Source organism: Bacillus sp. ISL-4, assembly GCF_018613275.1.
Lineage (GTDB): Bacteria > Bacillota > Bacilli > Bacillales > DSM-1321 > Peribacillus > Peribacillus simplex_E.
In genome coordinates this window covers 249,313-266,168 of record NZ_JAGGQN010000012.1, presented here as the reverse complement: position 1 = coordinate 266,168, position 16,856 = coordinate 249,313, and the positions used below count along the sequence as shown (strand labels likewise).

The following is a 16,856-nucleotide window of genomic DNA, read 5'->3' as shown; positions in this document are numbered from 1 at the left end:
ACAATGGTAGTAGGAGATTTTCCAATCGAAACAGATACTTTAGTGATCGGTTCAGGCCCAGGGGGATATGTTGCCGCAATTCGCGCAGCACAGCTTGGACAGAAAGTAACGGTCGTTGAAAAAGGAACAATCGGCGGAGTTTGTTTGAATGTAGGCTGTATCCCATCGAAAGCTTTAATTTCGGCTGGACACCGTTTCCATGAAGCTCAGCATTCAGAAGATATGGGTATCTTTGCAGAAAAAGTTTCTGTTGATTTTTCTAAAGTACAAGCTTGGAAAGGTTCTGTTGTTAAAAAATTAACAGGCGGTGTAAGCAGCCTATTAAAAGGTAATAATGTTGATGTCGTAACTGGAGAAGCTTATTTCGTTGACGAAAACAGCATCCGTGTTATGAATGAAGACTCAGCCCAAACATATACATTTAAAAACGCAATCATCGCCACTGGTTCATCGCCAATCGAGATTCCGTCATTTAAATATACGAAACGTGTACTTAATTCCACTGGTGCTCTTGCTTTGGAAGAAGTTCCAAGTTCGATCGTGGTAATCGGCGGAGGTTACATTGGAACTGAGCTTGGCGGAGCATTCGCAAGCTTCGGCACTAAAGTTACCATCCTTGAAGGTACGGAAGAAATCCTTTCTGCAGGCTTTGAAAAACAAATGGCAGCACTTGTTAAGCGTAACCTTAAAAACAAGGGTGCTGAAATTGTTACTAAAGCAAATGCTAAAGGCGTGGAAGAAACTGAAACAGGTGTAACCGTTACTTATGAAGTAAAAGGCGAAGAGAAAAAAGTTGAAGCCGATTACGTTTTAGTAACAGTTGGACGTCGTCCAAATACGGCAGAGATCGGCCTGGAGCAAGTCGGAATCAAAATGACTGACCGTGGTTTGATCGAAACGGATAAACAATGCCGTTCAAGCGTAAAAAACATTTACGCAATCGGTGATATCGTTTCTGGACCTCAGTTGGCTCATAAAGCTTCTTATGAAGGTAAAATTGCAGCTGAAGCCATTGCAGGACATTCATCTGAAATTGACTATCTTGCTATTCCGGCTGTTGTATTCTCTGAACCGGAACTTGCTTCTGTCGGTTATAATGAAAAAGAAGCGAAGGAAGCTGGAATCGAAGCGCTTGCTTCTAAATTCCCATTCGCTGCAAATGGACGTGCTCTTTCTTTAAATAATACGGACGGATTTGTGAAGCTTATCACTCGCAAAGAAGACGGATTGGTTATAGGAGCACAAATTGCAGGACCAAACGCTTCTGATATGATTGCAGAACTTGGTTTGGCTATCGAAGCAGGAATGACTGCCGAAGATATCGCAATGACAATCCATGCACATCCAACTTTAGGGGAAATCACAATGGAAGCTGCTGAAGTTGCCCTTGGAACTCCTATTCACATCATCAAGTAATTGATTTTTATAAAAAAGCGTACTGCCTAATGCAGTACGCTTTTTTTTGTTTGGCAGATAAATATGAAGGATGACTCCCCAGTCATGATTTTCTTCACGCTTGTTAAATGAAAAGGGCAAAAAGGGCATAAGCTATAAAAGGACTTCTTACTTTTTTCCTTGAAAGGGTTTGAAAAAGGTAATAAAGGATAAAAAAATAAGATGAGCGATATGTTAAAGGAATATTTTTTGCCAATAAAAAGATCATGGCTGATATATTCATATCAAAATGGGGTGGATCACTTGAAAAATTATCTGGTAATCCTCTTTCAACTAATCGTTTGGAGTGGGTATACATTAGTTGAATGGCTGTCTGTTAACGATCGTTTCGTTTTCAAAGTATTCATGTTTCTGGTTTTTTCCTATCTAGCCATTTACATTGGTAAAATGATTTTAAAATCCAATAGGCGAACAATGCTTGTTACCGTGATAAGTCTATTATGCTACGGTATTTTGCAAATCCTTTTGGAAACGCTAGTACCCGTTTATTGAATTTTTAAGTAAGCCGCAATGACACAAGAAACCACGGAGGAACCATGATTAACAAAGGAGTAGCATTATTTACATTAGTATCATTTTTATTGATGGCATGCAATGGTCTGAGTTCCGGTCGGACAGAAAATGATAATCAAAAAAGTGTGGAAACGACAACAACTGTCCAAGATGAAAGACAGCAAGAGAAAGATCTGAAAAACGAAACGTCAAAAACGATTGTCGATGGGAATGCAAAGGCAGAATATCGGGTGGACAAAGAAAATTGGTCATTTAAACCAATTGGCGATGCAAATCCGAAAGTTGTGTTGTTAACATTTGATGATGCACCTGATAAATATTCTCTGAAAATCGCCCAGACGCTGAAGCGCCTTGAAGTACCTGCGATTTTTTTCGTGAACGGTCACTTTCTTGAAAATGATGAAAATAAAGCGATGCTAAAAGAAATTCATGAAATGGGTTTTTCTATCGGTAATCATACTTATTCCCATGTGAATCTAAAACAGTTAACCGAAAAGGAACAAGAGCGGGAAATCGTAAAATTGAACAATTTGGTAGAAGGCATTACAGGGGTACGCCCTAAGTACTTCAGGGCGCCATTTGGATCGAATACCGAGCAATCAAAAAAAGTCGCTGAGAAAGAAAAAATGTTGGTCATGAATTGGACATATGGATACGACTGGGAAAAAGAGTATCAGGATAAAAAAGCTTTAACGGAAATCATGTTTAACAGCCCTTATTTAGGAAAGGGTGCGAACTTACTGATGCATGACCGGAAATGGACGAGTGAAGCCATTGAGGATATCGTGAAAGGTTTTCAAAAGAAAGGTTATGAGATCCTTGAACCAAAGTTAATTGAAACGCCTGCATGAGCCAATTCCGGCTTCTGCAGGTTTTTTATTTCCTTGGATAATAATACATCACCCGTTTATTGAAGAGATGTAGCTGCGCCCGTAATTTCTTTGCCAGGAACTTGCACAGTTCATTAGCTTTCCCCTTATCACCGAAAGTTGCTGTTTCAGGGAGGGTAAATTGGATATAGGATTGAATCCGCTCTGATCCGTCTTCATCCTTAACGACCTCTTGGTCAACGCCTATCAATATCATGTGATATCGATCTTCTTTTGATTGGAGATATATGGCCTTATCTTTCATCTTTTCTGGTTCTTTCATTTCATAAGGAAATGCTTTCTTATCATAGTCCCAATCCAGTTGCTTTCCGGTTTTCGCTGTGATCATTTGATAATAGTTCAGCATTTCTTTCACGTCTTCGATGGTTACAGTCCCTTTCACGGACTCAGGAACAAGTTTGATATAGGCATTTTCAGTCATGTGGATCCCCCTTAAATCGATAGGATGTAAGAATATATTAACATTTTATGGATGTATTATATACATATCTATATGTAAATTAAAAGACGAAATTCCTTTTTCACCTTGCTATGCAAAAGCAAGAGGTGTGATGAAATGAGCGCCAGGGCCCAAAAGGAATCGTCTAACGAACGATTGGAATCAATTGCTTCCAACATGAGGGTTCATTAAATGGGAAAAAAGTATATATGTTATACTTTTTAGCTTGAAATAATAAATGTGTTATATTATAATTCATATAAAGCGGTTACATTACGTCATTGATGCATACAATATAGAGGAAGGGGTTGTAAAAATGGGAACTATCGTATGTCAAACTTGCAATAGCACGATTGAACATTTTGAAGATGAAAAAGTAAGTGTACTATATACACACAATCACAACTGCCAAAGCTGTGATACAGCTGCCTCTGAAAAATAAATCGAAAAAGGATTATAAGATTAATAGAATTTAAGGGTGTTTCAGGATTTTAACCTGGAGCACCCTTTTTATAGAAGTTAATGAAGCGAAGGTCTTCAGTTTATCGGGAGCTACATGCTCAATAATAAACGGAGCAAAAAAACCAGAGCAGCACTTTGCTCTGGTTTGATGGGATCAATCAATTTTTAATGATACGTAAATATTTTATTTCTGGGTCCTCAGGGCCTTGAACAGGAAGGCCGGCCTCGATGTTTTTCCGGATGTAATTGATATTATCTTCAGTAATCAATTCACCTGGTATGAAGATCGGGATTCCAGGCGGGTAAACCATGATGAACTCAGCGCTAATTTTGCCGACAGATTCCTCAATGGGAACCACTTCGGTTTCTGCATAAAATGCTTCCCTTGGTGATAAAGCCAATGGTGGTGTATCAGGAAGCAGGACTTCGATCTTTTCATGTTCAGCCGCCATTTCCTTAAACTCATCCGCCAAGTCTCTAAGGGCAGCAATCAGAAGGTCCGCTTCTGTTTTTGAGTCTCCGAGTGTTATCAGGCAAAGGATATTGTACAAGTCAGAAAGTTCTACTTCGATATTATGCTTTTCACGAAGCCATTTCTCAACGTCGTATCCGGTAATATTCAATTCCTTGATGGATATGATCAATTTAGTCGGGTCATAACTAAAGGCTGCCTCACTCTCGAGAATTTCGCTGCCGACACAGTAAAGATAAGGAATCTCATTAACGGCCTCACGGATATACCCTGCGAGATTGATTGCTTCATCAATCATTTCCCTGCCTACCGTCGCAAGTTGTCTTCTGGCCGTATCCAGGGAAGCCAGAAGGATATAGGAGGTTGAGGTGGTTGTGAGCATGCTCAATATGGCTTGAACACGATTTGCGGAAACCAATCCATTCTTAACATTTAATATGGAACTTCCCGTTAGTGAACCGCCCAGTTTATGAACACTCGTTGCAGCCATATCCGCTCCAGCTTGCATGGCTGACATCGGCAAGTCTTCATGGAAGTGTATATGGACACCATGTGCTTCATCTACAAGTACTGGGATTTGGTAGGAATGAGCAACTTCCACTATTTTTTGCAAATCAGCCGAAATGCCGAAATAGGTTGGATTGATGACAAGCAATCCTTTTGCATCGCTATGTTCCCTTAAAGTTTTTTCGACGGCATCGACGGTGATTCCGTGTGAGATGCCCAAATCTTTGTCTATTTCAGGATTGATGAAAATGGGAACAGCTCCGGAAAATACAATGGCAGACATTACGGATTTATGTACATTCCTTGGGACGATGATTTTGTCCCCAGGTCCGCAGACTGTCATGACCATCGTCATGATTGCTCCACTTGTTCCTTGAACGGAAAAGAATGTGTGATCCGCCCCAAAAGCTTCAGCGGCAAGATCCTGAGCTTGTTTAATGATCCCCTTTGGCTGATGGAGATCATCGAGTGGAGCGATATTGATTAAATCTATGGATAATGCATTTTCTCCAATGAAATTACGGAAATCAGCGTCCATTCCTTTTCCTTTTTTATGACCTGGAATATGAAATTGAACGGGATTTTTCTTTGCATGCTGCAATAAGGCAGTGTATAAGGGTGTTTCATTCTGTGACAATTCTTTGTGGCCCCTTTTCAATAAAATAGGTACGTAATATTTGGGAGTACATACTCCCTTTCTATTAATGATCGTATGTTTCTCCGATTCCATCGTATGGTTAGTAAACTTGTGGATAGACATAAAACATATGAATTATAGCACGTCTTATAATAAATGCCTAGAGTGACTTTAATGTCCTGACTTAAACAATTAATATATGTCTTTGTTGTTAAGGGGCTCAATAAAATTATCAGCAGATTATAAATGTCCATTTTCCTAGTATTTACTGGATTTACTCAAGAATTCTTCTTTTATTAATATTGTAGGTGAGTTTAAAAATTGAACGGTTAAACAATATTTGCCATAATGAAACTAATGATTTTTGAAAGCTAAATAAACAAACCACATAAAATGAAAAGGGAGCTGAGGAGTTTGAAGTGGAAAACGCGTGTGACCGATTTGTTAGGTATTCAATACCCAATCGTGCAAGGGGGATTGGCCCATTTAGCCTATGCAGACTTGGCTGCGGCAGTTTCGAATGCAGGAGGGCTGGGGCAGGTAACGGCCATGTCCTTGGACAACCCGGAGCAACTGACAGACGAAATTAGAAAAACCAAATCATTGACGGATAAACCGTTTGGCGTGAACTTTGCAATCGGTCAGCATGGAAGACCTTATGAACACATGCTGGAAGCAGCCTTGAAAGAGGATATCGCAGCTGTTTCCGTAACCGGCGGCAACCCTGCACCATTTCTTGATTGCGTCAAAGGCACCCAGGTGAAAAAACTCGTGCTTGTTGCTGCAAGAAGGCAGGCAATGAAGGCTGAACAGCTTGGGGCAGATGCGGTGATGGTAGTTGGTCAGGAGGGAGGAGGACATTTAGGCCGTGATGATATCGGAACTTCCGTGTTAATTCCTCAAGTTGTGGACTCCGTTAATATTCCAGTCATCGCCTCGGGTGGTTTTGGCGATGGACGCGGTTTGATGGCAGCATTGGCACTTGGTGCCGAAGGAATCGAGATGGGAACACGATTCATAGCAGTCAAGGAATGTGTTCATGCACATGAATTATATAAAAATGCCTTGGTTTCCGGCACAGAAAATGATACCGTTGTCATCAAGCGTTCCATTGGTGCACCAGCCAGGGTAATTGCAAACAGCTGGACCGATAAGATCCTTGAAATAGAAAAAGAAAACGGCGGATATGAACAATTGAAGGATTACATAAGCGGAAAAGCGAATCAGCGTTATATCCATGACGGTGTCGAAGGTGAAGGCTTTGCTTGGGCCGGACAAGTCATGGGGCTGATTCATGATGTACCATCGACTGCTGAACTATTCAGTCGGATTATCGACCAGGCGGAAGCAATTCGCTCAAAATGGGCAGACTGATGATGCATGGTCTGCCGGACAGCATGAAAAACTATCTAGAAGGAGCGTGTTTAGGGTATGGATTATCAATATCCAATGGATCTTGATTGGTCTACTGAAGAAATCGTAGATGTGATCAAATTCTTTGAAGCTGTAGAAAAGGCTTATGAAAATAAAATACAAAAGGAAGAATTTATGAAGGCTTACCGAAGATTCAAGGAAATAGTCCCCGGTAAGGCGGATGAAAAAAAGTATACGGATGAGTTTGAATCAGTTAGCACTTATTCAGCCTATCTTGTTATTAAGAAGGCAAAAGGAATCGATGACGGGGAATGGATAAAAATGAAAAAATAAAATATTTTTAGAAAACTCCATTGACTTACTGAAAAGATTGTTTTAACATAATAAGCAAGAAAATGATAAAGGCAGTGACGAAGAAGAGTACCTTAATGATGTTCTGCAGAGAGCCAGTGGTTGCTGAAAACTGGTGAACGTATTTAAGCGAATGGACTTCCGAGCCCCAAACCGAAACGGATGAACGGAGTAGGCTTTGGCGATTATCTCATCGTTAGTGGAGATAGGCATGTTAATGCCGTAAAGTGAGCTAATTTAGCTAATTAAGGTGGTACCACGGGTTCCTCGTCCTTTGGATGAGGGGCCTTTTTGCGTTTTTATGGAAATGATAATTAAATCTATGAATGAGAGTAGTAATCTTTTTAGATGCGTAACAGAGAGCCGGGATAGGTGGAAACCGGTACGATATAAGAAGATGAATGGACTTATGAGTGGTTTCTTGAAATAAGTAGGGAAACTCGGCTGCCACCGTTAAAGGGTAATCGCAAGAATTTTTCATTTCTTGCTTGAGAGGGAAAAATGATGCGTTTTTCCAACTTGAGGTGGCACCGCGGTTTACCGTCCTCTGCAGACACATATTTGTGTTTGCAGGGGATTTTTTTATTGGGATTTCAATATATATATATACCTTTTAGAGAAAAAAACAAAAAACCAAGGAAATGAAAACTCCGGCACATGGCCAAAAGGGTTTTCCCTTCCAGGGGTTTATAAGAGCGCATAAGAATCGGGAGGGAATTGAGAGATGAATAATTTGAATGAAAAAAAAATACTCCGTTTCAAAATGGACACGATTGAAGGGGATATCCACACACCCATTGCCATATTTCAAAAATTAGATGGTGACCAGAAGTTTTTATTGGAAAGCTCGAATTCGCATCATGACAACGGCCGCTACTCCTATCTAGGTTCAAAACCTTATCTGGAGGTGACATCACTTGCTGGACAAGTAAATGTGAAAGATACTGAAACAGGTGATCAAATTGTAAAGAACATCAATATCATCGAGTTTCTCAAAAACGAATTATTAGTGGAGATAGGAGAGGCTCCCATACATCTTCCGCCATTTAACGGTGGTGCAATCGGATATATGGGCTATGATATCATTCGTCTGTTTGAAAATATAGGTCCGGTGCCTCCTGATTCTCTGCAAATGCCTGATGCTCATTTTCTCTTTTATAAAGAACTGTATATATTCGATCATGTTCTGCAGAAGATTCATCTTTTGACTGCGGAAGAAGATAGTGAAAAAAGTTTATTGGGGATGAAGGAAAAAATCAATCAGGCAAGCAAACCGTCAAAGGAAATATCGTCGGAATATTTGGAATTCAAATCGAATTTCAGTCAGGATGAATTCGAGAAAATGGTCCTTGAAGTTAAATCAGCGATTATAGCTGGTGAAGTGTTCCAAGTTGTTTTATCACAAAGGTTCAAAGCGGACTTTGATGGGGAGCCTTTCGATGCCTACCGTCGTTTGCGTTTAGCCAACCCCTCTCCTTATATGTTTTATATAGAATTTGGTGACTATACAATTATTGGGTCGTCTCCAGAAAGTTTGATCAGTGTTTCATCAGGAATGGTTCATGTTAATCCCATTGCCGGTACAAGGCCCAGAGGGAAAACGGATGAAGAAGATAAAGGCTTCGAAAAAAGCCTGCTGATGGATGAAAAGGAACTTGCCGAGCATAAGATGCTTGTTGATTTGGGTAGGAATGATCTTGGCAGGGTTTGCGAAATCGGTTCAATCCACCTTACCGAGGAAATGGAAATTCAAAGATATCAGCATGTCATGCATATTGCTTCGAAGGTTAGCGGAAAGCTTAGGGAAGGGTTCACGAGTTTAGATGCACTGACGGTCTGCCTCCCTGCCGGAACAGTCTCAGGTGCTCCAAAAATCAGGGCAATGGAGCTGATCAATGAACTGGAAAATTGTAAACGGGGGATGTATTCGGGCTCGATAGGGTTCATAGGTTTTGGAGGGGATCTTGATATGGCATTAGCCATTAGGACGATGATCATTAAAGATGGCAAGGCCTATGTACAGGCAGGGGCAGGAATTGTATATGATTCAGATCCAAAAACGGAATTTGAAGAAACACAAAATAAAGCACGCGCTTTAATGGAGGTTCACACAAAATGATTTTATTAATTGATAACTATGACTCTTTCACTTATAACCTTTATCAATATTTGGGAGAGGTGGAAAAAGAAATCATAGTAAAAAGGAATGACGAAATCACCCTTGCGGAAATTGAGGAACTGAATCCAATGGCAATCGTCATTTCCCCGGGACCTGGCAGGCCGGAAGATGCTGGTATCAGTATGGAAATCATCCGTAATTTTTATGAAAAGGTTCCGCTATTAGGCATTTGTTTGGGGCATCAAGCCATTGGGGCAGTTTTTGGTGCGAATGTTGTTGGAGCGAAACAAATCATGCATGGGAAAACATCGGTTATCGAACATGATGAAACAGGTGTATTTGCCAAACAGGACTTACAATTCCCGGTAATGCGTTACCATTCCCTTGTAGTTGAAAGGGCGAGTTTGCCAGATGAACTGACTGTGACGGCAGTAGCACTGGATGATGGGGAGATCATGGCCCTGAAACATCAAGAATTCCCGCTTTACGGTTTACAGTTCCACCCTGAATCAATAGGGACGAAAATCGGCAAGGAATTATTACATCAATTTTATGAGATTGCGGGAACCTTCCAATCTGAGAAGGAACAATCCATCTTATAAAACAAAAAACGACTGGGGGAGTTAGCGGTGAAGGAGTATTTAGCGAAGTTAGCAGAGCGTCAAACATTGACGGAAGAAGAGATGAGCAGAGCAGCCCAAGCGTTATTTTCTAAAGATATCACCGAAAGCGAGATGGCAGCTTTCATCATTGCCCTAAAATCCAAAGGGGAAACGGCCGGTGAAATAGCAAGCCTTGTCAGAGTCATGAGAAAAGAAGCAAGAAGTGTACGAACAAGCTCTCTTAATGTTATGGATAATTGCGGAACGGGAGGAGATGGGTCACAAAGCTTCAATATAAGTACAGCATCAGCCTTCGTTCTTGCAGGGGCCGGTGTCAAAGTTGCCAAACATGGAAACCGCAGCATTTCAAGCAAAACGGGGAGTGCGGATGTATTGGAAGAATTAGGTGTTAATTTGTACTTGGAGCCTGACATGTTAAAAGAACTGTTGGAGGAAAATGGGATCACATTCTTATTTGCTCCATCGGTCCACCCTAATATTGCACGGATAATGAAAGTGAGAAAAGAACTGAAAATCCCGACGATATTTAATCTAATCGGTCCTCTGACAAATCCAGTCCAACTCGACACGCAATTAATGGGAATTAATCGACGTGATATGCTCGAGCTTTTTGCGGAAGTCCTGCATAAATTAGGCAGGAAACGCGCTGTCGTGATAAATGGTGCCGGGTTTATGGATGAAGCGAGCCTGCAGGGAGAAAATTCACTCGTGCTTTTGGAGCAAGGGGATATTATCCCATTTACGCTGCACCCTGAAGAAGTGGATCTGCCGGTTTACGGAAATGATGCCATCCGCGGCGGTGACGCCAAACAAAATGCCGATATCATGCTTAAACTTCTCAAAGGGGAAAAAGGGGCCTATCGTGATACCGTTTTATTGAATGCTGGATTGGGATTATACGCACATGGTACGGCAGCAACAATCAAAAAAGGAATCTCCATGGCCAAAGAAAGCCTTGATAGCGGATCGGCTCTTGCAAAGTTAGAAAATTTGATTGCTTATGGCAATAGAAATAAGGTGGTCATGTAATGGAAAATATCTTAACGAAAATCATCGAACAGAAAAAGGTGGAAGTCGCAAAGTTAAAAGAAAGGGGCTTAGACGATTCGGTCATGATCAACATAGTCAGACCATCTTTGGTGGAAAATTTGAAAACGGCGAAATCAATGGCGGTTATCGCGGAAATAAAACGGGCTTCCCCTTCAAAAGGCGACATTAAAATCAATGTAAATCCGATCGAGCAGGCCCTTTCATATGAAAGTGGCGGGGCGGCAGCGATATCCGTATTGACGGATGAGGTTTTCTTTAAAGGATCAATTGCAGATTTGAGAATCGTAAGCGAGGCTATACGGATTCCCAGGTTGTGCAAAGATTTCATCATCGATGAAATCCAAATCGATCGCGCCCAACAAGCTGGTGCCACTATCATTCTATTGATTGTGGCAGCACTTTCTAAAGAACGCCTTCATGAATTATATCAATATGCAAAAAGAAAAGGGCTTGAAGTATTGACGGAAGTCCATGATGAAGCCGAATTGGAACGGGCTCTAGAGCTGAATGCAGAGCTAATAGGGATTAACAATCGGAATTTAAAGACCTTCAAAGTGGATTTGGCTGTAACGGAACGACTGGCGAAGTTACTTGATCCAAAACGCCATCTCATTATCAGTGAAAGTGGAATCAAAACAAAAGAAGACGTGATGCGTGTTAAGGAAGCTGGTGCAAAAGCGATTTTAGTCGGGGAGACACTGATGACTGCATCAAATCTTCCGCACACGATGGCCGAACTGCAAATGAGTATATAAGGAGATTAATATGTTAGTGAAAATCTGTGGGATAAAGACATTGGCAGCCGCTCAGACTGCTGTTAGTTCCGGGGCAGACTTCATTGGTTTCATTTTTGCCGAGAGTAGCAGGAAGGTTGAGCCAGAGATAGTAGGAGAATTCGGAGCGAATCTAGCTGGACAGGTTAAAAAGGTCGGAGTGTTTGCCAATCAAACTGAACAAGAAGTGATAAAAAGTGCTGAAATTGCAGGATTGGATTATATTCAGCTTCATGGTAACGAGTCTGCCAGCTTTGCCCGCAGAATGCCCCTACCGGTGATCAAGGCCTTTGCGGTCAATTCAGAGAAAGACCTTGAAAACATTCATGAATACCCAGCAGATTATCTATTAGTAGATCTTCCTAAAAGTTCATCTGGAAAGGGATTGACTTTGGATTGGGATATGATTCGAAAAGCGGATCTGCCACCGGGGAAGGTAATTCTAGCGGGTGGGCTGACTCCGGAAAATGTCGGAAAAGCGATTAATGCCGTTTCACCATTCGCAGTTGATGTAGCCAGCGGCGTTGAAACAAACGGATTAAAAGATGCCGTAAAAATAAAGGCATTTATTAATGAGGCAAAATATACAGCCGGAAAAGAGGAATGAATTGATGAACACTTATACACAGCCTGATAAAACTGGACATTTTGGAGCATATGGAGGCCGTTTCGTTCCGGAAACTTTAATGGCGGCGATTACTGAGCTTGAAGAAGTATATGAACAATCTAAAAATGATCCTGAATTCCAAAGGCAGCTAAATTATTACCTGAAACAGTATATCGGTCGGGAAACACCACTTTATTTTGCGGAGAACTTAACGAGGCTTGCTGGAGGTGCAGATATTTATCTGAAGCGAGAAGACTTGAATCATACCGGAGCCCACAAAATAAATAATACGATCGGTCAGGCTTTGCTGACTCAGAAAATGGGCAAGAAAAAGGTGATTGCCGAAACGGGTGCAGGACAGCATGGGGTTGCAACGGCGACTGTGTGTGCTTTGCTGAAGTTGGAATGCATCATCTTTATGGGAGAAGAAGATATCAGGAGACAGAAATTGAATGTATTCAGGATGGAGCTTTTGGGAGCCAAGGTCATATCTGTATCACAAGGAAGCGGGACACTGAAGGATGCAGTGAATGAGGCGTTACGATATTGGGTGGCGAATGTGGATGACACACATTATATAATGGGATCAGTTCTTGGTCCGCATCCATTCCCCGTTATTGTACGTGATTTTCAAAGCGTGATAGGGAATGAAACAAAGCGTCAATATTCGGAAGCGGTTCATTCCCTACCGGATGCAATAGTCGCTTGCATAGGCGGAGGAAGTAATGCAATGGGAATGTTTTATCCGTTCATTGAGGATGAAACGGTAAAATTATACGGAGTGGAAGCGGCAGGGCATGGACTTGAAACACCATTACACGCTTCAAGTTTGACTAAGGGGAAACCTGGGGTGCTCCACGGGGCATTTATGTATGTGCTGCAGAATGAGGACGGTCAGATCCAGGAGGCACATTCAATTTCAGCAGGGCTGGATTATCCAGGGGTAGGGCCTGAACATAGTTACTTAAAAGATACAAATCGGGTGAAATATACTTCCGTAACCGATGATGAAGCCTTGGAAGCTCTAGCGATGCTTTCAAGGGAGGAAGGGATCATCCCTGCTTTAGAAAGTTCACATGCCATTTCCTTCGGTTTAAAGCTTGCTAAAGAAATGGAGAAAGGAAAAGGACTGGTGATTTGCCTGTCCGGCCGTGGTGATAAGGATGTTGAAACGGTCCAATCATTGATGGGGGGTAGTGAACATGAATAAATTAACAAATGTGCTTGAAGAATGTCAAACAAAGAAGGAAAAAGCATTCATCCCTTATATTATGGCAGGGGATGGAGGGCTTGAACGGTTAAAGAGCCAGCTTCTTTTCCTTGAAAACAGCGGTGCGACTGCCGTTGAACTAGGTATACCATTCTCTGACCCTGTCGCTGATGGTCCGGTTATCCAACAAGCCGGCATCAGATCTTTGGAAAATGGAACAACTTTAAAAGATGTCCTGAAAAAAGTAATGGAAATCAAAAATGAAGTGACCATCCCAATTATTTTAATGGGATATACGAATTCGATCCTGGCATATGGACTTAAAGAGTTTACGAATGACTGTCTCAATGCAGGGATTTCCGGGTGCATCATCCCCGATTTACCGATTGAAGAAGAATCCATCTTTTCATCAATCAAAACTGCAGGGATCGTTCTTATCCGACTTGTGACACTCACGTCTTCGAAAGAGCGTATCACTGAGATTACTGCAGGGGCGGAGGGATTCATCTATGCAGTTACAGTCAAAGGCATTACGGGTGCCCGTGACGCCTTTGGGGAAGAACTTGGAGGTTATTTAAAGAAGGTAAAAGAGATAAGTCCGGTTCCCGTTCTTGCTGGGTTCGGCATATCGACGCCAGATCATGTCCGTGATGCAATACAATACTGCGATGGTGTCATTGTCGGCAGCAAGGTCATCGAATGCTTCGAGACTGGTAAGGAAGATCAAATTGGTGATTTGATACAAGCAAGCAAAGGAGTAGTGCAAAAATGAGGAAAGGAGAGCCATTAAGGCTCTCCTTTTTTCTTAACCAGTTTAATTGAAGGCACCCGATATTCAAACCGAATACGAAGCAACTGTGTTTAATTTAATTGATATAAGGGTAAAAGATGTTCAAACGCATCTTGAATGGTTTGAATGAAATCATCATCTTTTAACTTAATAGCGTCATCACGGGAAATTTTTATACCGCAAAGGATTTCGGCTTTTTTTACAGTTTGCAAACGAGTGAACATTGAATTCAAATCATCTACTCCAAGACCATCATGATTGATGACATCAGGTTTTGTATGGTCCATTGACCAAACATAATGGGAGGGAATGCTATTCACTAATCGGTCTGCCTGCTGCTCCAGTTTCTTTCCGATTTCAGTTTTATTAGGGGCTTCATAAATCACGGCATACCAGATGAACATATGCGTTTCCCATAACCCGATTTGGAAATGCGGCATCATTTTATAACCTCTGCTATTGGCAGCGAAAGCAACCCAAGTATCTTTAGGAGGATTCACTGACCGTCTAGCATGCTTTGCAACATGAGGGTGCATTTCATCGCCGGTCATAACTGACAGTTTTTGAGAAAAGTGCTCTCCAAGTGCATGTAATTTGGGCTGGATCCGTTCTTTTAAAGCATCCATGCGCGGTTCCAATCCATCAATTTTAAAAACATCAAAATCATCTGCTGTAAAACTTGCAATATTCATTTTCATCTCTCCTACCGTAATATCTGCACATATTGTAGCATAAGTAAAAGTAAAATTTAAAAAATACGATTTGGGTTGGCATGTAAAATTACTTATAGGTTATAGCACAAATTAGTTGCTATTTGAGGTAGGAAGTCATATGATAAAATAAATTCAGAAAATTACGTTAATTGATGAAGGGAGAATGTTAATTATGAAACAAGTCATGAACCAAGCATTAAAAGCTAAAGAAGTTGAAAGACATAGAGCTGCAGTGTTAAGGATGGAAATGGACTATGAATTAGCAACCCTTTTTGAAGCAATCGGTGAAGAGAATGACCAAAAGAGGTCACAATGCAAGCAAAGGCTAGAACGCATCCGCTTGGAATTGTTGAAACTGAAAGCCTTGTAACTGATTGGCTGCAGAGATCTTGAAGGAGAATGAATAAAGGAAATGAATCAATTTCAATACAAGGAATTTTATTATAGATGAGCGGACACTTTATTTTATTAAAAAATAATGTGTCCGTTTTTCATTAAATGTCCAATATATATAAGGTAGTATTTTATTTATTCCGGGTCTCTTTAATAAGGAAGGGAAACGTAAATTCAAAGTGGTTTGAAAGTATTTGTGCTGGCTAGCTCATAATTGCGAAACCGATTAATGGATGGTTGGTCAAGGAATCTTCTTTCCTCATGTTAAAAAAATGGAAAATTCAAGATGTTAAAAACTTGAAGGCAAGCTATATTTGCTTTAATCTTTAGAAGAGGATCATTTTAATGTAGTTTCTGATCACAAAGGACGGGGATATTATAATGGCATCGGTCAAGGAAATGGATACATATGCGAAGTTATGGATGAAAGAAGCGGGTACTAGGCTAAGGGCGTCCTTTAAAACCAAGTTGAATATTGAAATGAAAACGAATCCGAATGATTTGGTTACTAATATGGATAAGGGGATAGAAAAGTTTTTTTGCGAAAAAATCAACGAAGTTTTCCCTGAACACCGCATATTTGGGGAAGAGGGAATGGGCAATGATATTAAAGACCTAAAAGGTACTGTGTGGATTATCGATCCAATTGATGGAACGTTGAATTTCATTCATCAACAGAGGAATTTTGCAATTTCTCTTGGGGTTTATGTGGATGGCATCGGAAAAATCGGCATGGTTTATGATGTCTTTAGTGATGAATTATATCATGCGATTAAGGGGCAAGGAGCATTTCTGAATGATCAAAGGCTGCCATCTCTTGAAGAGGCATCAGTAAGCAAAGCGATAATTTCTATTAATGCAAGCTGGGTAACGGAAAACCGAAGAATCGATCCGAGTCTTTTGGCACCGCTAGTTCGGGATGCAAGAGGAACACGTTCTTATGGCTCCGCAGCATTGGAGCTGGCTTTCGTCGCAGCTGGAAGGATTGATGCATACATAACCATGAGACTCATGCCTTGGGACTTTGCCGGAGGAGTTTTACTGGTTGAGGAAGTGGGCGGGGAAGTTAGTAATATTAAAGGTGACAAATTGGACTTTTTAAAAGGTGACTCACTTTTCGCATCTAAACCAGGGCTCCATAAAGAAGTATTCGATAAATACTTATCAGGAAATTCCGGTCATTAGTATTAAGGCCTAATTGAAGGCAGTACCAAAGTTTGGCACGAATGGATTAAAATGTTCATTATGAAATAATTAACAAAAAAAACTCGCTGTCTGTCAGCGAGTTTTTTATATTATAACTTCCCGGCTTCGCGCAATTTCTTCTTCTGAGTGAAACCGAACCCCATGATTCCGCAAAGAATGACGATTGCAGCTAATATTCCAATCAAGCTCTTCTCGGCAATGAAGATGCCAATGGAGCCAATGCTGGATGTTGCCAGTACCGCTAATATTAAGAAATTCCATTTAATGTTCAT

Annotated in this window: 19 protein-coding genes and 2 other annotated features; of the genes, 15 read left to right on the top strand and 4 right to left on the bottom strand. The window is 41.0% G+C overall.

Features of this window, described 5'->3' with window-relative positions; translation table 11 throughout:
* The first annotated feature begins 3 nt into the window (after positions 1-3).
* The 3 genes from lpdA (at position 4) to J7J00_RS10690 (ending at position 2,819) form a co-directional block, all read left to right on the top strand.
* Positions 4-1,416 carry a dihydrolipoyl dehydrogenase gene (gene lpdA / locus J7J00_RS10700; RefSeq protein ID WP_214790483.1) on the top strand — a complete coding sequence of 471 codons (1,413 nt, stop codon included), beginning with the start codon at positions 4-6 and terminating at the stop codon, positions 1,414-1,416.
* A 201-nt stretch (positions 1,417-1,617) separates the two neighbouring features.
* Complete coding sequence (locus tag J7J00_RS10695) at positions 1,618-1,947, top strand: hypothetical protein (RefSeq protein ID WP_309487157.1); 330 nt, start codon at positions 1,618-1,620, stop codon at positions 1,945-1,947.
* Between the two features lie 44 nt (positions 1,948-1,991).
* Positions 1,992-2,819, top strand: a complete 828-nt coding sequence (locus tag J7J00_RS10690) for a polysaccharide deacetylase family protein (protein WP_214790481.1) — start codon at positions 1,992-1,994, stop codon at positions 2,817-2,819.
* Between the two features lie 25 nt (positions 2,820-2,844).
* On the opposite strand, the gene J7J00_RS10685 is transcribed toward J7J00_RS10690, so the two are convergent.
* Positions 2,845-3,279, bottom strand: a complete 435-nt coding sequence (locus J7J00_RS10685) for a DUF1885 family protein (protein ID WP_214790479.1) — start codon at positions 3,277-3,279, stop codon at positions 2,845-2,847.
* 334 nt (positions 3,280-3,613) lie between these two features.
* Between J7J00_RS10685 and J7J00_RS10680 the strand changes: the two genes are divergently transcribed.
* The gene (locus J7J00_RS10680) at positions 3,614-3,739 is read left to right on the top strand and encodes a GapA-binding peptide SR1P (protein WP_072272684.1); all 126 of its coding nucleotides are present in this window, start codon (positions 3,614-3,616) and stop codon (positions 3,737-3,739) included.
* 178 nt (positions 3,740-3,917) lie between these two features.
* On the opposite strand, the gene J7J00_RS10675 is transcribed toward J7J00_RS10680, so the two are convergent.
* Positions 3,918-5,375 (bottom strand): aminotransferase class I/II-fold pyridoxal phosphate-dependent enzyme, encoded by a 1,458-nt coding sequence (locus tag J7J00_RS10675; protein WP_214790477.1) that lies wholly within the window; start codon positions 5,373-5,375, stop codon positions 3,918-3,920.
* Between the two features lie 393 nt (positions 5,376-5,768).
* Between J7J00_RS10675 and J7J00_RS10670 the strand changes: the two genes are divergently transcribed.
* The 9 genes from J7J00_RS10670 to trpA all read left to right on the top strand — a co-directional run bounded on the left by J7J00_RS10670 (position 5,769) and on the right by trpA (position 14,254).
* Complete coding sequence (locus J7J00_RS10670) at positions 5,769-6,749, top strand: NAD(P)H-dependent flavin oxidoreductase (protein WP_214790475.1); 981 nt, start codon at positions 5,769-5,771, stop codon at positions 6,747-6,749.
* A gap of 57 nt (positions 6,750-6,806) precedes the next feature.
* A complete protein-coding gene (locus J7J00_RS10665) occupies positions 6,807-7,082 on the top strand; it encodes a UPF0223 family protein (protein WP_214790473.1) in 276 nt (91 codons plus the stop codon).
* 65 nt (positions 7,083-7,147) lie between these two features.
* Positions 7,148-7,378 (top strand) — a binding site (T-box leader).
* A gap of 35 nt (positions 7,379-7,413) precedes the next feature.
* Positions 7,414-7,651, top strand: a binding site (T-box leader).
* 173 nt (positions 7,652-7,824) lie between these two features.
* Entirely contained in the window at positions 7,825-9,219 is a 1,395-nt protein-coding gene (trpE, locus tag J7J00_RS10660) for an anthranilate synthase component I (protein ID WP_214790471.1), read from the top strand.
* A complete protein-coding gene (locus J7J00_RS10655; protein WP_214790470.1) occupies positions 9,216-9,821 on the top strand; it encodes an anthranilate synthase component II in 606 nt (201 codons plus the stop codon). Before trpE ends, J7J00_RS10655 begins: the two co-directional genes overlap by 4 nt.
* Positions 9,822-9,848: 27 nt before the next feature.
* Complete coding sequence (gene trpD / locus J7J00_RS10650; protein ID WP_214790469.1) at positions 9,849-10,871, top strand: anthranilate phosphoribosyltransferase; 1,023 nt, start codon at positions 9,849-9,851, stop codon at positions 10,869-10,871.
* Positions 10,871-11,647 (top strand): indole-3-glycerol phosphate synthase TrpC, encoded by a 777-nt coding sequence (gene trpC / locus J7J00_RS10645; RefSeq protein WP_214790468.1) that lies wholly within the window; start codon positions 10,871-10,873, stop codon positions 11,645-11,647. Before trpD ends, trpC begins: the two co-directional genes overlap by 1 nt.
* Before the next feature lie 10 nt (positions 11,648-11,657).
* Entirely contained in the window at positions 11,658-12,272 is a 615-nt protein-coding gene (locus tag J7J00_RS10640) for a phosphoribosylanthranilate isomerase (protein ID WP_214790466.1), read from the top strand.
* Positions 12,273-12,276: 4 nt separating this feature from the next.
* The gene (trpB, locus tag J7J00_RS10635; protein WP_214790464.1) at positions 12,277-13,482 is read left to right on the top strand and encodes a tryptophan synthase subunit beta; all 1,206 of its coding nucleotides are present in this window, start codon (positions 12,277-12,279) and stop codon (positions 13,480-13,482) included.
* Positions 13,475-14,254, top strand: coding sequence for a tryptophan synthase subunit alpha (gene trpA / locus J7J00_RS10630; protein WP_214790462.1), 780 nt, complete (start codon positions 13,475-13,477; stop codon positions 14,252-14,254). The genes trpB and trpA overlap by 8 nt, the downstream gene beginning before the upstream one ends.
* Before the next feature lie 89 nt (positions 14,255-14,343).
* On the opposite strand, the gene J7J00_RS10625 is transcribed toward trpA, so the two are convergent.
* Positions 14,344-14,964: a YktB family protein gene (locus J7J00_RS10625; protein ID WP_214790460.1), complete on the bottom strand. Its 621-nt coding sequence runs from the start codon at positions 14,962-14,964 to the stop codon at positions 14,344-14,346.
* Between the two features lie 193 nt (positions 14,965-15,157).
* On the opposite strand from J7J00_RS10625, the gene J7J00_RS10620 reads away from it, so the two are divergent.
* The gene (locus J7J00_RS10620) at positions 15,158-15,355 is read left to right on the top strand and encodes a hypothetical protein (RefSeq protein WP_034314018.1); all 198 of its coding nucleotides are present in this window, start codon (positions 15,158-15,160) and stop codon (positions 15,353-15,355) included.
* Positions 15,356-15,759: 404 nt separating this feature from the next.
* On the top strand, positions 15,760-16,563 hold the full coding sequence (locus J7J00_RS10615) for an inositol monophosphatase family protein (RefSeq protein ID WP_214790458.1): 804 nt from the start codon (positions 15,760-15,762) through the stop codon (positions 16,561-16,563).
* 110 nt (positions 16,564-16,673) lie between these two features.
* On the opposite strand, the gene J7J00_RS10610 is transcribed toward J7J00_RS10615, so the two are convergent.
* Positions 16,674-16,856 carry a YlaF family protein gene (locus J7J00_RS10610; RefSeq protein ID WP_034314013.1) on the bottom strand — a complete coding sequence of 61 codons (183 nt, stop codon included), beginning with the start codon at positions 16,854-16,856 and terminating at the stop codon, positions 16,674-16,676.

What these genes read in the sequence shown, in the direction of transcription:
- J7J00_RS10620 (WP_034314018.1), top strand. Translation starts at nt 15,158, where the DNA reads ATGAAACAAGTCATGAACCAAGCATTAAAAGCTAAAGAAGTTGAAAGA.
- trpA (WP_214790462.1), top strand. Translation starts at nt 13,475, where the DNA reads ATGAATAAATTAACAAATGTGCTTGAAGAATGTCAAACAAAGAAGGAA.
- J7J00_RS10690 (WP_214790481.1), top strand. Translation starts at nt 1,992, where the DNA reads ATGATTAACAAAGGAGTAGCATTATTTACATTAGTATCATTTTTATTG.
- lpdA (WP_214790483.1), top strand. Translation starts at nt 4, where the DNA reads ATGGTAGTAGGAGATTTTCCAATCGAAACAGATACTTTAGTGATCGGT.
- J7J00_RS10640 (WP_214790466.1), top strand. Translation starts at nt 11,658, where the DNA reads ATGTTAGTGAAAATCTGTGGGATAAAGACATTGGCAGCCGCTCAGACT.
- J7J00_RS10610 (WP_034314013.1), bottom strand. Translation starts at nt 16,856, where the DNA reads ATGAACATTAAATGGAATTTCTTAATATTAGCGGTACTGGCAACATCC.
- J7J00_RS10695 (WP_309487157.1), top strand. Translation starts at nt 1,618, where the DNA reads ATGAGCGATATGTTAAAGGAATATTTTTTGCCAATAAAAAGATCATGG.
- J7J00_RS10655 (WP_214790470.1), top strand. Translation starts at nt 9,216, where the DNA reads ATGATTTTATTAATTGATAACTATGACTCTTTCACTTATAACCTTTAT.
- J7J00_RS10670 (WP_214790475.1), top strand. Translation starts at nt 5,769, where the DNA reads ATGAAAAGGGAGCTGAGGAGTTTGAAGTGGAAAACGCGTGTGACCGAT.
- J7J00_RS10665 (WP_214790473.1), top strand. Translation starts at nt 6,807, where the DNA reads ATGGATTATCAATATCCAATGGATCTTGATTGGTCTACTGAAGAAATC.
- J7J00_RS10680 (WP_072272684.1), top strand. Translation starts at nt 3,614, where the DNA reads ATGGGAACTATCGTATGTCAAACTTGCAATAGCACGATTGAACATTTT.
- trpC (WP_214790468.1), top strand. Translation starts at nt 10,871, where the DNA reads ATGGAAAATATCTTAACGAAAATCATCGAACAGAAAAAGGTGGAAGTC.
- J7J00_RS10615 (WP_214790458.1), top strand. Translation starts at nt 15,760, where the DNA reads ATGGCATCGGTCAAGGAAATGGATACATATGCGAAGTTATGGATGAAA.
- trpE (WP_214790471.1), top strand. Translation starts at nt 7,825, where the DNA reads ATGAATAATTTGAATGAAAAAAAAATACTCCGTTTCAAAATGGACACG.
- J7J00_RS10685 (WP_214790479.1), bottom strand. Translation starts at nt 3,279, where the DNA reads ATGACTGAAAATGCCTATATCAAACTTGTTCCTGAGTCCGTGAAAGGG.
- J7J00_RS10625 (WP_214790460.1), bottom strand. Translation starts at nt 14,964, where the DNA reads ATGAATATTGCAAGTTTTACAGCAGATGATTTTGATGTTTTTAAAATT.
- trpB (WP_214790464.1), top strand. Translation starts at nt 12,277, where the DNA reads ATGAACACTTATACACAGCCTGATAAAACTGGACATTTTGGAGCATAT.